13 protein-coding genes are annotated in these 13,831 nt (G+C 58.1%); 10 read left to right on the top strand and 3 right to left on the bottom strand.

Annotated features, from left to right (window positions below; genetic code table 11):
* The first annotated feature begins 6 nt into the window (after positions 1-6).
* From sctJ to IVB54_RS31190, 10 genes are read left to right on the top strand one after another with little or no spacing between them, the layout of a single operon-like run.
* Positions 7-873 carry a type III secretion inner membrane ring lipoprotein SctJ gene (gene sctJ / locus IVB54_RS31235; RefSeq protein WP_018458371.1) on the top strand — a complete coding sequence of 289 codons (867 nt, stop codon included), beginning with the start codon at positions 7-9 and terminating at the stop codon, positions 871-873.
* Positions 874-886: 13 nt separating this feature from the next.
* Positions 887-1,519 carry a nodulation protein NolU gene (locus IVB54_RS31230; RefSeq protein WP_157643061.1) on the top strand — a complete coding sequence of 211 codons (633 nt, stop codon included), beginning with the start codon at positions 887-889 and terminating at the stop codon, positions 1,517-1,519.
* Positions 1,516-2,136, top strand: a complete 621-nt coding sequence (gene sctL / locus IVB54_RS31225; RefSeq protein ID WP_018458369.1) for a type III secretion system stator protein SctL — start codon at positions 1,516-1,518, stop codon at positions 2,134-2,136. The genes IVB54_RS31230 and sctL overlap by 4 nt, the downstream gene beginning before the upstream one ends.
* A gap of 47 nt (positions 2,137-2,183) precedes the next feature.
* A complete protein-coding gene (sctN, locus tag IVB54_RS31220; RefSeq protein WP_083926521.1) occupies positions 2,184-3,494 on the top strand; it encodes a type III secretion system ATPase SctN in 1,311 nt (436 codons plus the stop codon).
* Positions 3,470-4,003: a hypothetical protein gene (locus tag IVB54_RS31215; protein WP_247282067.1), complete on the top strand. Its 534-nt coding sequence runs from the start codon at positions 3,470-3,472 to the stop codon at positions 4,001-4,003. The genes sctN and IVB54_RS31215 overlap by 25 nt, the downstream gene beginning before the upstream one ends.
* Positions 4,004-4,029: 26 nt before the next feature.
* Positions 4,030-5,115, top strand: a complete 1,086-nt coding sequence (sctQ, locus tag IVB54_RS31210; protein WP_051113044.1) for a type III secretion system cytoplasmic ring protein SctQ — start codon at positions 4,030-4,032, stop codon at positions 5,113-5,115.
* Positions 5,108-5,773, top strand: a complete 666-nt coding sequence (gene sctR, locus IVB54_RS31205) for a type III secretion system export apparatus subunit SctR (protein ID WP_018458365.1) — start codon at positions 5,108-5,110, stop codon at positions 5,771-5,773. The genes sctQ and sctR overlap by 8 nt, the downstream gene beginning before the upstream one ends.
* A 2-nt stretch (positions 5,774-5,775) precedes the next feature.
* Positions 5,776-6,051 (top strand): EscS/YscS/HrcS family type III secretion system export apparatus protein, encoded by a 276-nt coding sequence (locus IVB54_RS31200; protein ID WP_018458364.1) that lies wholly within the window; start codon positions 5,776-5,778, stop codon positions 6,049-6,051.
* An 11-nt stretch (positions 6,052-6,062) separates the two neighbouring features.
* Entirely contained in the window at positions 6,063-6,884 is an 822-nt protein-coding gene (gene sctT / locus IVB54_RS31195; protein ID WP_247363756.1) for a type III secretion system export apparatus subunit SctT, read from the top strand.
* Entirely contained in the window at positions 6,881-7,918 is a 1,038-nt protein-coding gene (locus IVB54_RS31190) for an EscU/YscU/HrcU family type III secretion system export apparatus switch protein (protein WP_247363754.1), read from the top strand. Before sctT ends, IVB54_RS31190 begins: the two co-directional genes overlap by 4 nt.
* A 43-nt stretch (positions 7,919-7,961) precedes the next feature.
* Here IVB54_RS31190 and IVB54_RS31185 read toward each other — a convergent pair whose 3' ends face one another.
* The 3 genes from IVB54_RS31185 to IVB54_RS31175 all read right to left on the bottom strand — a co-directional run bounded on the left by IVB54_RS31185 (position 7,962) and on the right by IVB54_RS31175 (position 10,819).
* A complete protein-coding gene (locus tag IVB54_RS31185; protein ID WP_018458361.1) occupies positions 7,962-8,624 on the bottom strand; it encodes a CpaD family pilus assembly lipoprotein in 663 nt (220 codons plus the stop codon).
* 10 nt (positions 8,625-8,634) lie between these two features.
* Positions 8,635-10,056, bottom strand: a complete 1,422-nt coding sequence (locus tag IVB54_RS31180) for a type II and III secretion system protein family protein (RefSeq protein WP_247335472.1) — start codon at positions 10,054-10,056, stop codon at positions 8,635-8,637.
* Between the two features lie 73 nt (positions 10,057-10,129).
* Positions 10,130-10,819: a response regulator transcription factor gene (locus IVB54_RS31175; RefSeq protein ID WP_018458359.1), complete on the bottom strand. Its 690-nt coding sequence runs from the start codon at positions 10,817-10,819 to the stop codon at positions 10,130-10,132.
* Between the last annotated feature and the right edge of the window lie 3,012 nt (positions 10,820-13,831).

Here is a 13,831-nt window from a genome sequence, read left to right as displayed (position 1 = left end):
GGGCAAATGATTGGTTTAATCGATCGCGAAAGCGATCAGGCGCGCCCATTCCGCAAGCGGCTTCAACTTGTGGCTCTGCTGCCGCTCCTGCTTGCCCTGGTTGGTTGCAAAGCCGATCTCTACACGAAAGTTCAGGAGCGTGAGGCCAATGAGATGCTTGCGGTCCTCCTCAAGAACGGGGTCGATGCGCTCCGCGTTGCTGCTAAGGACGGGACTATCACGATCCAGGTCGAGCAGACTCAGATTGCTTCCGCAATCGACCTGCTGAATGGCGAAGGGTTGCCGCGCCACGCTTTCAAGAGTCTAGGCGAAGTGTTCAGCGCGGCGGGTCTGATTGCTTCGCCAATCGAGGAGCGCGCCCGTTACGTCTATGCGCTGAGCGAGGAATTATCTCGCACGATCAGTGATATCGATGGTGTCCTCTCGGCGCGCGTCCACGTTGTTCTGCCAAAGAACGACCTGTTGCGACGTGACACCACGCCATCTTCGGCGTCGGTTTTCATCCGACATGACTCGAGGGCAAATCTCTCAATCTTGCTGCCGCAGATTAAAATGCTCGTCGCCAACAGCATCGAGGGCTTAACCTATGACAAGGTGGCTGTTGTTTTCGTCTCAGTCGAGCGGCCCGCACTAGAGCCGCGACCGGCGGCTGCGGCTGGTCTCGCCCAAGCATCTGGAGTCATTTCGACGCCATTGGTTGCGGTTGCCATGGGTCTCGGCGGGTCTGTATTCGGCGTGCTGTCCTGCGTCTTGCTGAGCGCTCGTGGGCGTCAGCGCAGGCAATCATCTCAGAAAGTTAGCGCTGTCGGTGGGCGCTCGGCTGTCTCTGCTATGGAGATGATTCGCAAAGCGATTAAGCCTAATGCGGCGTAGTGTGGTATCCGACATGACGAGACCGAATCCGTCTGCCGAGCGGCATGATCCGCTTAAACTAGCCTCTGTAGGTATTCGTAAGCTTGCTGCCACGATTCATCCGACCCGCCTTGCCGCGCGACTTGACGCGAACCTCTCGTCTGCGACGTTGGTGCGACTGCAGAAGAGTCCTAGGCTGCAGATAAGACTGCAAGCGTTGCTGCTTGAAGATGAACTGGGCTTGAACGGAGGTGACTTCGGGCCAGACCTTCTCCTCGGGCATGATCCGAGCAGGGCTGCCCTCCTCGCCGGCGGCATTTGGCATGCCCGTTCGCTGACAAGGCTGGTTTCAAAGCATGATGTCGCCGTTCTGGTCGAGCACGTCGGCACCGAGGTGCTGGCTTTCGGGATCCGACATGCAGCGCATGCGGTTTCGACCAGATTAATTGCTGATCCTCAACAACTCGCGCTAGGGATTGAAGACGATGGACATGCCTGCCTCGGCGCTTGGCTCGATGAAGCGTCAACGCTTGATTGCCGCCGCGTGCTTCTACGCCTAGCTGTCGGAACGGCCGCCGACAATCCGGCGACTGAACACCGCGATGCCGCGGGCCAATTGTTTTCGCCGGTGTTGGCCCATTTGGCGAGGGAGGCCCCAGCGGGATGACAGACGACGAAACTGCGCCGCCCGTCGCTCCGCAGATCCGCCCCCTTGGGCCACTCATAGCGGCGAGGGATCTCGAGATTTGGCACAGCGCCCTCGAGGCGCGTGCCGTGGCCGAGCGCAATCTGAAGCGCGTTCGCGGCTGGGCGCGCAGAGCTTATCAGAAGGAGCGTGCGCGCGGCCATGCTGAGGGGGTGAGGGCCGGCGCCGAGGAAATGGCACAGCTGGTCGCGCAGGCTGCCTCGGAAGTGGCACGACGAAAGGCCGTTCTGGAGCAGGAACTGTCAGCGCTCGTGATGGACATCGTAACTGATCTACTGGGCGATTTCGATCCCGGCGAGATGTTGGTGAGGACGGTTCGTCACACGATTTCGCACAGATATGGCGGGCCGAAACTGTCCCTTCATGCGTCCCCCATGGATGCTGATGCGCTTACGCGCGAATTTGCTGCCTGCGACGGACGGGAGGACCGGCCGGAAGTCCGAATTATTCCGGACCCGGCGCTGTCAGCGAACGAATGCGTGCTGTGGAGCGAATTTGGCAATATCCATCTCGGACTTGACGCGCAGCTCCGCGCATTGCGTTTGGGGCTTGGGTTAGATCATGAGGCAGACGAATAGTGACGGCGCCGAGACCAGACCATAGCTGTCCTGATGGAGATGGGACTCTGCACGCGGCGCTGGCGCGTCTGCGAACTACGGCAAGCCATGTGGACACGCGTGCCGTACGCGGGCGGATCACGCGTGCGATCGGCACGTTGATCCATGCAGTCTTGCCGGATGCTCGTATTGGAGAAGTTTGTGTGCTCAAGGATCCGCGCACCGGATGGTCGCTTGAGGCCGAGGTGATCGGTCTGTTGCAGGACGGGGTGTTGCTGACGCCGATCGGTGACCTGCAAGGGATGTCCGGCCGCGCAGAAGTCGTTGCCACTGGCCGAATGCACGAAGTGCCGGTCGGCCCCAATTTGCTTGGCCGGGTGATCGACAGTTTCGGCCGTCCACTCGATGGCAAGGGCGCAGTCAAAGCCATGGAGACGCGCCCGCTGCGCGGCAAAGCGCCAAATCCAATGACGAGGTGCATCATCGCTCGCCCTCTGCCACTCGGTGTTCGCGTCTTGGATGGTCTTCTGACATGCGGCGAGGGCCAACGCATCGGCATTTATGGAGAGCCTGGTGGCGGCAAGTCGACGTTACTGTCGCAGATCGTAAAAGGCGCGGTCGCTGACGTGACCGTGGTTGCGCTGATAGGCGAGCGTGGACGCGAAGTGCGTGAATTCATCGAGCGGCATCTTGGGGAGACTGCCCTCCGCCGCACGGTCGTCGTCGTTGAGACCTCCGATCGCTCAGCGACGGAGCGGGCGCAATGTGCTTATACGGCAACCGCGCTCGCCGAATATTTTCGCGATCAAGGCCTGCGCGTCGTTCTGATGATGGATTCATTGACGCGATTTAGCCGCGCTATGCGGGAGATCGGGCTTGCTGCCGGTGAGCCACCGACTCGCCGGGGCTTTCCTCCCTCTGTCTTTGCAATGTTGCCAGGTTTGCTGGAGCGCGCTGGTATGAGTGAGCGTGGCTCAATCACCGCCTTCTATACCGTGCTTGTGGAAGGTGACGGCACGGGCGATCCAATCGCCGAGGAAACGCGTGGCATTCTCGATGGTCATATCGTTCTTTCACGCTCTCTCGCGGCGCGGGCGCATTTCCCCGCCATCGACGTACTGTCGAGCCGCAGTCGCGTCATGGATGCCGTCGTATCTGCACCGCATCGCAAGGCAGCATCCCTCTTCCGTGATCTTATCTCCCGTCATGCAGAGGCCGAATTTTTGATCAAGGTTGGCGAATACAAGCAAGGCAGCGATCCGCTGACGGACCGAGCTGTCGCTTCGATCGATGATCTGCGCGAGTTTTTACGCCAGGGTGAAAACGATGCGTCCACTTTTGAGGAAACCGTCACATGGATGTGCCGTCTGACCGCATGAGTTGCATACACGTTTCGAGCTTGCGGCAAGTGAAGGATATGCGCGAGCGTAGTGCTCGTAGTGAGTTGTCCAATATGGAAGCCAAGCGTCATATCGCGACCTCGGCCGCGGAGCACGCATGGCAGGAACTTGGAATTGCTGAAAAGCATCATACAGAGGCCCAGGCGGAGGTTTACCAGCAGTTGATGTCGGTCGGTACCTTGTCCGTCGTTGAACTCGATCATTGCCAGCTCACTCTTGAGAGGCTAGCGATTGAGATCAGCTCGAAACGCCGCACACTTGAGGAGGCGCGTATCACTCAGAAGCAGGCCGAGACAGCGGCATCCGAGAGGCGTGCGCACTGGGCGAAGCGTTCCGCAGCGACTCATAAATGGCGACAAATCGAGACCGACGTCCGGCGTGCGGCCGATACCCATTCGGAAGTAACAGCCGAGCTAGAGGCTGATGATGAAGTCTTGCTTCGCCATGGGAGGGGTTTGCCCACGCTGGTGGCGGGCGGTTCAATTTGATGACCGCTAGTCCAGTTGGGAACCAAATGCGCTGCCCTGTACAGTCGCCTCCTGCAACTCGCGCGAACGCATACGCGAAGTACGAGCCGAGCCAGCGTCTAACCCAGAGTCTCGTCTCATGGCTCAACAGAAACGTGCGGCCCTCCGCCTCTTTGCGGAGTAATCTTTGCGACAAGCCGCTATCGGTGCGACTGGAACGACTTGTGTGGCAGGAGGAACCTCCGGCTCTGTCGATGCTCGATTGCGTTTGGCGCCTCGGTGATGATGCGCTCGTGTTGTCGATACCGCATGCGCTTGCGGAGGTCTTGATCTCGACAGTACAGAGTGGCCTAGCTTTACTTTCCGAGCCAAGTCGTTCGCTGGTTCTCGAACTTGCAATTGAATCGTTGCTCGCGCACCTGGAGACTGAGACAGAGCAGCAACTGCGACTCCTTCATGTTGGAAAGGCCGAGAAGAACGGGCCTTATATCGAACTCGACATCATCTACGGTCCGGTCAGGGGCAAAGGTCGCCTATTTCTTTTCTCGCCTCTTGACGGACCGATACCGCCGGCGTTCCGCGCCTTAGGCGAGCTGCTCGGCCAATTGCCGCGACAGTTGTGTGAGGTCCCCGCACAGCTACCCGTTACAATTGCAGGAGAGATCGGCTCCCTCCGGGCGTCAGCCTCGCTTCTTCGCAAAACACGTGAGGGCGACGCTTTGCTGCCGGATGTAATGCCATTCGCCCGCGGTCAGATCATCCTCACTGCCGGCCCGTTATGGGCCGCGGCAGATGTCACTGGCACCCGCCTGATTCTGCACGGACCGTTTCGCTTGCGGCCGCGCCCTCTGGAGTATGCGCATATGACGACACTGCCCGGTTTACAGCAGTCGCCTTCGGAAGCCGATCTCGACGATATTGAGATTTCGCTTGTCTTTGAATGCGGCCGATGGCCCATCACGCTGGGAGCCCTGAGAAGCATCAGCAAAGGATATGTATTCGAACTTGGCCGGCCGGTCGACGGCCCGGTCGATATCCTTGCAAACGGCGTACGTATCGGGAGTGGCGACATAGTACGTATTGGGGACGAGCTCGGCGTTAGACTGCGTGGCGGGTTAGCGGGCAATGACTAACATTGAACCAGCAATACTGCCGCTTCTTGCGGTAACGGCCGCGCTCGGCTTGTTGGTCTTCGCTGTCGTCACGACCACGGCGTTCGTAAAGGTATCTGTCGTTCTCTTCCTCGTTCGCAATGCGCTTGGGACCCAATCGATTCCACCGAACATCGTTCTATACGGCGCAGCATTGATGCTCACCGCCTTCACGAGCGCCCCCGTCTTTGAGCAGAGCTACAATCGAGTCGCCGATCTGCAGCTCCGCTATCAAACGCTCGAGGATTGGGTAGCCGCCGCGAAAGTGGGGCAGGAGCCGCTGCGAGGCTATCTCAAGAACTTCACCAATGAAGAACAGCGAGGCTTCTTCCTGTCCTCGACCGAGCGTGTCTGGCCGGAAGAGATGCGCGGCAGAGCGACAGCCGATGATTTTGTCATTCTCGTCCCATCTTTTCTAATCTCAGAACTCAAGCGTGCCTTCGAAATCGGGTTTTTACTATACCTTCCGTTTATCACTATCGATCTGATCGTAACGACCATTCTGATGGCCATGGGCATGTCAATGGTGTCTCCGACAGTGATCTCAGTTCCTTTCAAGCTGTTTCTGTTCGTGGCGATTGACGGCTGGTCGCGGCTTATGCACGGGCTGGTGCTGAGCTATTCAACACCTGGAGGGTGAGCATGGATGAGGCCACTATTCTCCCTTTTATGAGCCGATCACTGGTGCTTTTCATGACCTGGGTTCTGCCTCCGCTCATTGCAGCGGCGGTCGCCGAAACCATCATCGGCATCATCCAGGCGGCAACGCAGATCCAGGATCAGACATTGCCACTGACTGTGAAGCTTTTGGTCATTGTTGGGATTATAGGTTTGTTTGCTCCGGTGCTGAGCGCCCCGCTCATCGAACAAGCCAAGCAGATCTTTACTGATTTTCCCGCGCTCACGACGGGCTACTAGCAGCAGCCGTCATGTATGATCTGTCAACCGCCGACACGCAAAGTCTGATCCAGGCGACCATCGAACTCGTCGTTGCTGCCGGCCTTGGTGCGGCCCGCCCCGTGGGCATCATGCTGGTGCTTCCGGTATTTACGCGTCCGCAGATCGGCGGCCTGATCCGCGGTTGCCTTGCCGTCGCGCTCGAACTACCATACTTGGCGCACATCGCCGATGGCCTGAAGGAGCTAGATCCGGACACTCGTCTGCTCAAGATCGCGCTACTCGGTCTTAAGGAGACGTGTGTCGGCCTACTGATCGGCGCCCTCCTCAGTATTCCCCTCTGGAGTCTTCAGGCCGTCGGCGAGTTCATCGACGCGCAACGGGGCATCAGCAGCGTGGTCACTCCCGCCGATCCCGCGACACGCAGTCAGGCTTCGGCGACGGGACTTCTTATCGGGACCACCGCGACCACGATCTTCGTCGTATCGGGGGGCCTGCAAACCATGATCAGCGGGCTTTACGGCAGCTATCTGGTTTGGCCGGCTTATCAGCTTGGACCCACGCTGAGCATGCGAGGGACGCTGGAGTTGTGGGGCGTGCTCGACAGCATCATACGTACCGCCGTCCTGGTCTCTGGACCTGTGGTAGCTTTCCTCTTGCTGGCCGACATATCAGCGCTTCTGCTCGGGCGCTTTGCGCCGCAATTCAACCCGCGGGACCTATCGTTGACGATCAAGAATATAGGTTTTGCGATCGTCATGGTGACTTATACGCTCTACCTCATCGAATACATGCAAGCCGAAATCATGCAGTCGAGCCGAGAGCTGGAGAGGCTTGAGAGGAAACTGAAGTGAGCGACACGAGCGAAGAGAAAACGCTCGCCCCCACTGAAAAGAAGCTAAGCGACTCGCGCAAGAAAGGCGTGGTTCCGCATAGCACGGATCTAGTCAGGGCCCTCAGCGCTTGCGCCGGTCTCGGTTATGTCTGGTTAGAAGCGAGTTCCATCTACGACAAATGTCGTCAAGCGCTCATGCTGACTGACAAGCTGCTTGATAAGCCGTTCAATATTGCGGTCGATCTTGCGCTCGGCGTCTTGCCCGAACTTGCACTGGGAATCGTTGGCCCGCTTCTTGGGAGTATGGTCACCTGCGCAATTCTGACGACGGTCCTAGCCAATGGTGGATTAGTGTTCTCCTCCGAGCCGATGACGCCGAAATTCGAGAACATTGATCCCATCAACGGACTGAAGCGCATCGCCTCTTTGCGTTCCCTCATCGAGCTTGGCAAGACTTTGTTCAAGGTCTTCTGCCTCGGCGCGATCTTTGTCCTCGTCGTTGTCGGCGCGTGGAAGACACTGGTCTATCTGCCGGTTTGCGGCACGGGCTGCTTCGAGTTCGTGTTCATTCAAGTGAAACTGTTGATCGGGATTGCAAGTGGTGCATTTCTTATCGGCGGATTGGTCGATCTCCTCATCCAGCGTTGGTTGTTCTTGCGCGGCATGCGCATGACTAAGAGCGATATGAAGCGCGAGGACAAGGAGCAGCAAGGCAATCCGGAGGTGAAACGCGAACACCGACGCCTTCGGCGGGAGCAGGCGAGCGAGTCTCCTCTCGGCGTGAGTCGCGCGACATTGATCTTGACTGGGCGCGAGCTGCTGGTCGGGGTACGCTACATCCGTGGCGAAACGGGCGTCCCGGTCCTGGTTTGCCGCGGCGACGGGGAGGCGGCTTCACGGCTCTTTGATGAAGCGAGGCGCCTTCGTCTCAGTATCGTCGAAGATCACGTCCTGGTCCGTGAGCTAATCCGCAACACTAGCCTTGGCAATTCCATTCCTGTCCAGTACTTCGAGGCTGTCGCAAAAGCACTCTTTGCCGCCGGCCAAGTCTAGTTCGTGTTGTGAATGAGGTCGCATCGAATGACTGATGTTCTCGCTATCGAGAGGGCTGCACGGTCTGGGTGCCGGCAGACGTGGGATCTGACGGCAGCTTGTTGTTAGCCATACCCAAGTTGCTGTTATTGCCGGTCGCGAAGGTTTTGTATGTGGCAACGGGAATGGCCGCACGATTGCCATCACTCGGCACAACGGCCTGATTGTCAATCAAGTCGCGCGGATCGTTGACCATGCCGGCCAAGTTGTTGCGGATCGAGCAGCCAAGCGTCGGATCGAAAGAATTGTCGTTCACTGAAGGGCCGACGATCGCAATCGACGGACAAACGGGAGGGCGCGCCTCGTACGTAATCGCCTCGATTCGGGCGGCAGAGCCATCACGCCTATCGATGAATGGACCGTACAGGCGGATGTTGTGAGCGTCGACGCCCACTGCGCGGGCCTCAGCTGCTATCTGCGCCCCGAGCCGACGTGAGCCGACGATATCAAGATGGAGCGTGTCGTACCGACCGCGACTGGTACTCGCTATGAAGTAACGCAGACGCTGCCGTTCGGGCCCTCCAAGGGTCTGTAACAGTAAGACGTTCTTCTCTTGTTCAACCAGGATCGCTTGCGCGGTCGGCTCGAGGTAAGTCGGCGCGGTGCTTGCGCAGCCACCTAGACTGGCCGTCAGACCGATGAAGGGGCGCACGAATCGTAATCTCATTGGTCGATCCTCATTCGATGGTGTGGCCGGTGCCCCTTGTCGCGCCTGGTACGCTTATCGGGGGAGTACCGCGAACAGGCGAGCGCGTTGCCAATGTGTTCGTCAGACTGCGCGCGAGGTCTGAGGGCGGAGCGATGCGGTCGGTGGGCGCACTCATCTGCTTCGAGTTCGATCTTGGCCGCACGACGTAAGGCGTGACGATGATCACGAGTTCCGTCTCATCCTGTTGAAATGACGATGAGCGAAATAGCGCACCAAGAATCGGAACGTCGCCGAGCCAAGGGAAAGTCGTGATCTCAGTGCTGAAGTTGCGCCGGATAAGCCCACCAATTGCAAAGCTCTGGCCGCTGGCGAGCTCGACAACCGTGTTTGCACGCCGGGTGGAGAGAGCCGGCACGGAGATGCCGTTGATGTTGACAGCACCTTGTGACGATAGTTCGCTGACTTCAGGCTTCACGCGGATATTGATCTGATTGTTACTGAGAACGGTCGGCACAAACTCCAGGCTGACGCCGAAGTGACGGAACTCGACAGAGACCTGCCGATTGTCCTGCAACACCGGAATGGGAAATTCGCCGCCGGCGAGGAAGCTGGCGGATTCGCCTGACATTGCGGTGAGGTTCGGTTCAGCGAGTACGGAAGCGAGGCGCTCGTGAGCCAGTGCATCGAGCATAGCGCTGACGTTCACATGGCCAGTGTTGACCCCCATCTTCGCCGTACCGCCGCCCTGCGCCGCGCCGTATCCACCACCACTGCCACTGACCAAGCCGACAGTGAAAGGGCCAGCTTGACCGGAAGCGGAGAGGTTGACGCCGAGCTCCTTCATGGCGCTCCGGGAGACCTCCGCCACCCGCACGCTCAGATTCACCTGCAATGACCCCGCCACCTGAATCTTGTTCACGACGAGCGCACCAGACCCAAGAAACTGCTCGGTCACTTTCATCGCTATATCGACGATCTCCGCATTGGGCGCCGTACCGCTAAGGATGGCCCCGCGCGGGGTGTAGCTTACCTGGATGGGATAGTCGCCGACCTGGGCTTTCAGCGTGGCGCGCAGATCCTCGATCGGCTGGGTGACGACAACACGCAGCTCAGCGAGAGCCTCCCCGGCCTCGTTCAGTGCGAACAAGGTGGTCCGACCGGATTTTTTGCCGAAAACAAAGATGGTCCTGTTCGAAGGTGCCTGATAGTCCGCGACCGTAGGATCTGCGACAAAGATGCTCGCGGCTGGCGCTGGCAGGTGAATCGTCTTACCTAGCGAAGAGGAAAGGGTCAGCGTTGCGCTAATGCCGTCGGCAGCCGTACGCTGCGGCCCACTTCCATCATCCCGCTTGATCTGAGCTACGGCCGCAGCCGGGAATAGCAGGATGACCACGCACAAAAGCTGCCAAAGACAAGGAAGAAATGTGGACGAAAGGCCGTTGGCGGCGATCGATCCTCGAGTGACGCCAGCATGCTTGTCAAGAATGATGCTCAAGATGGTCGTTTCTTTCAAGTTCAATTAACTACGCGGTCGATGCCGCGCCTTTCAATTCAAGGACGTAGCCGATCCCGCGCGCGGTTTTGATCCGTAGCGTCGCACCGGACCGACTCAAATGACCGCGCAAACGATAGATTCCGACCTCAAGCGCATTGGTTGAGACTTCGTCGTCAAATGCATAGAGGCTATCCTCCAATGACGCACGAGCCACAGTGCGGCCGGCGCGGCTGAGCAGATGTTCAAGAATGCACACCTCGCGGCGGGCAATCTTCAGTGGTCGACCATTGACCGTCGCTTGCCGACCGATCGAATCGAACCGTAGATTGCCAAAGGTAACAATGGGGGCCGTCATTTGCGTTGACCGGCGCAGAGTAGCGCGCATTCGTGCGATGAGTTCATCAGTAGATACGGGCTTGGGCAGGAAGTCGTCCGCACCGCCATTAAATAGCGCTATCCGCCTACCGAGCTCATTGAAGTTACTCATCATCACGGCAGGCATTGAATGTCCGTCACGTCTCAACTGCTTCAGCCAATCCAAGCCGTCTCCATCCGGTAGAACCAACTCGAGCAAGAGAATGTCATAGCTGGCGCAAGAAAAAGCGGCGGCGGCCTCGTCCAGGGTGCACGCTACGTCAACGGCAAAACCGCAATCGGAGAGCGCATCTTGTACAACGCGCGCGGGGTCCCTCTCATGATCAACGAGTAGCGTTCGCATTCCAGGACCTCCTATCAAGTCACGCCAAGACACCCACCACGTCACGCCACCCCCGAGCGGAATTGAACAGTCCGGCCTCAGCGTAAGCATTGGAATCCGGAATAGACGAAGAGCTGCGGTACTGGCGAATCGCATATTGGATCGGGATTCCATTGTGAGCTCGACTGGCGTTGTTTACTGTCTCACGTGGCGCGCGTGAATCTTGGTGACGTCGAATGTGCTCTTTCCACCGGGGCGTAGGCGGCAATCAATACAATGCATCGATAGGCGGGCAGCACCCGCTCGGCGCCGGAACAATCGCGGCAGTTGTCGCCGACATCGTGAAGTCGAGATGATTGCCGAGAACACATTGATTGGTGAAATCGATGGTTTGGTTCGATGCATTCACAAGGCGGATTAGTGACAATGCCGTTCCATGGTCTGGATCTAAATCTCCTCATCACGATCGATGCTTCCGATGGCGAGCGCAGCCGCACGGCCGCAGGTTTGATGGGGGAGCAGCGATGATATGCGATTTGCATCGCGGCCCTCAATTTGCAAAGCCTCACACGCGGGCAGGCGTTCCGTGCTTGAGCAACGAACTTCCTCATTCGGCCAAAAAGGTGAGCCTCCTTCGTGCTCCGATCACCGGAGCGACAGTGATGGCCAAGCGCGGCTACGCTCAGCTGGAGAACGCCATAACGAGGCCGTCCTGCCGCGCCTTCCTATTTTTTTGACTTTTATAAAATCACCGAGACGCTTTGGAAAGAACTGCTCAACGGCCGGACAATCCAAAAACGGGGGTGACATGAACTTGGCCGCACCGGGCAAAACCGTGCCTACAATCCGATCGCGGTGTCCATGATCACGTACTCATCGCAGCTTTGCCGACAGCAAACCTACGACGTTGCGTGATGCACGGCGCTTTCCCTACCCGGCAGCACATGAAGTGTGAAATCAATTCTTTGGATAGATTGCATTCACATCCTGGATAGTGACAAGACGTCTGAGGTCTGTGTCTCAGTCTCCTAGTCGCACCTGATGCTCTGATGACCGAACGCAATCTGTCGGTGGCAGCTCTGGTAGGGTGAGCGATGATTTTGGTGATTTTGCATGACGGCGTCTTCCTGCAAGGCTCACATTGGGCACCGACTCTTCTGGACTAGCAAACCCAGTCATGGTCACTCGCCCAGCAATGTCGGTTTTGCTCCATCCGGACGTGAGAAAAATGTTGTTCTGATCGACATTCTACGTCTGATCAGAATGTGCAGCATCTCGGAATCGGTGGGCGACTTGCTCAGGAAATCGCATGGTGCATGACCGCGCGTCTGCAAGTTGTCCCGTCTGAGCCGAAGCGCCCCGGTCCTAGAGAGCTTGACGGCCAATAAGTCTTGCGCAGAGTGCTTGGCCGGCGCATTGGAGCGCGGACAGCTGCTTTGGTCACGTTGTGGTCAGCTAAGCTGTATATCCTCCTGGCAAAGCTTGCCGCGCACGAGCTCAATCGCGTGCACTTTGCCAATGCGGGAGCGATCTGATGTATGGCAGAATCGGTGGATCCGTTGCGGAAGCGGTTGCCGGCCTGGAGCGAGGTGGGTCGTCGTCGGCGGGCGCGTCGCCATACTCCTTGCGTTCCAATCCGCCCATTATCAAGATCGTCGACCGAGAATCGTTCATGCGCAAAGTGAGACAGTCTTGTCCAGTGACATCATGCACATCGCCAGTAACCCGCAGGAGTATTCGGATTTTGTCGGAGAAAGCCGAGCCGGCTGCAACTGCCGGTGAAGGCTATTCCAGTACTTACGGTGATCCGGATAAGCCGGCGCGATTTTTCAGCTATCAGGTCGGGTGACGAAACTGTGAGCCGGAGGCTCGGTCCGGATCGAGGGAGACCAGTTTCGCCAACAGTTCGGGCGTAACGTTATCACGTCCGTGGTAGATCTACGCGTTACTCATCCGCTCGACGAGTACGCGGGCGATATCCTGCTGGAGCATGAACTGCGAATGGACGGCGATCATCCGTTGGTCTTATCACGTCCTGGCGTAGGAGGTATGGAACCCCGTATAGCGGAAATAGGTTCTGTTCATGGCGGGTCGCAAAAACTGGGTGCTTGATCCTCAACAGCATCCCAAAGTGTGGACGGAGAACGAGAACGACCAGTGGCACCGAGTAGACAGCCCTACAAAGTATCTTTCCAAAGTCGAGGATAGCGATGGTGAAGAGAGCTGCGAGACGGATTTCGTCTGACGATGATCCCTCGTATTACCTGGAGCGCGCTGTTCGAAGATTGGCTGTGGGACAACGCGATTCGGAATGATGAAAGCTGGCGGAACCGACTGGTATTTCGCTATTGTAGGGACCGGTTCAGTAGTGAACTTGAAGGAAGCGCTCGCGCCTAATAGGGCTCCTCGCGCGTGACAGATGCCCAGTTTGGAACGTCAAGTTCGACTTCCTCGGCTACGCTTCGACCGCGACGGGCAAAGAACTCACAAAACGCGTCGGCATTTTGCAGTTTTCTGCCTCGGCTCAGCGCTTCGGCGGTGAAGTTTATGCGGGTGGCAATCCGGGATTTGGACCTCCGAAAACGGACCCATGTGTCAATGGTGACATCGCTCGGCAGCTCAATCCGCTCCGCGGGAGGGGATTGTGTAATACGGTCGATTCAGGCGGGCGCCTCTGGGGCAATCCTCCGATACGTCAATCAGACAATCGAGGCTTGGATGATGCGGAGGTCCAAACGCTTTATGGGTCGCAAGGCGAAGACCGGCCGCGTTCTCGAACGGCTATCTCGCGAACGTCCCGGTTTTTTGCACAATGCAAGACCGGCATACGCGGCTCGTTCGCCTGATGGGAGCCCAGTGACGGGAGAGTCTCACGCTGGGATCCATGAGAGCCCGGCGGTGAGACTCCGCCGGCCTACTCGCCAAGCCGTCTGCCCGGATGTGTGAGGGCAAAGCCAAATGGCCTCGCTACTCGACCACGATCCACGGCGATGTGGGTTTCCTGTGCAACCGGAAAAACGCCCTTCGTCAGCT

This window comes from Bradyrhizobium sp. CW1 (genome assembly GCF_023100665.1).
Lineage (GTDB): Bacteria > Pseudomonadota > Alphaproteobacteria > Rhizobiales > Xanthobacteraceae > Bradyrhizobium > Bradyrhizobium canariense_D.
The sequence above is the reverse complement of the archived record's forward strand: the minus strand, read 5'-3'. Positions and strand labels throughout refer to the sequence as shown.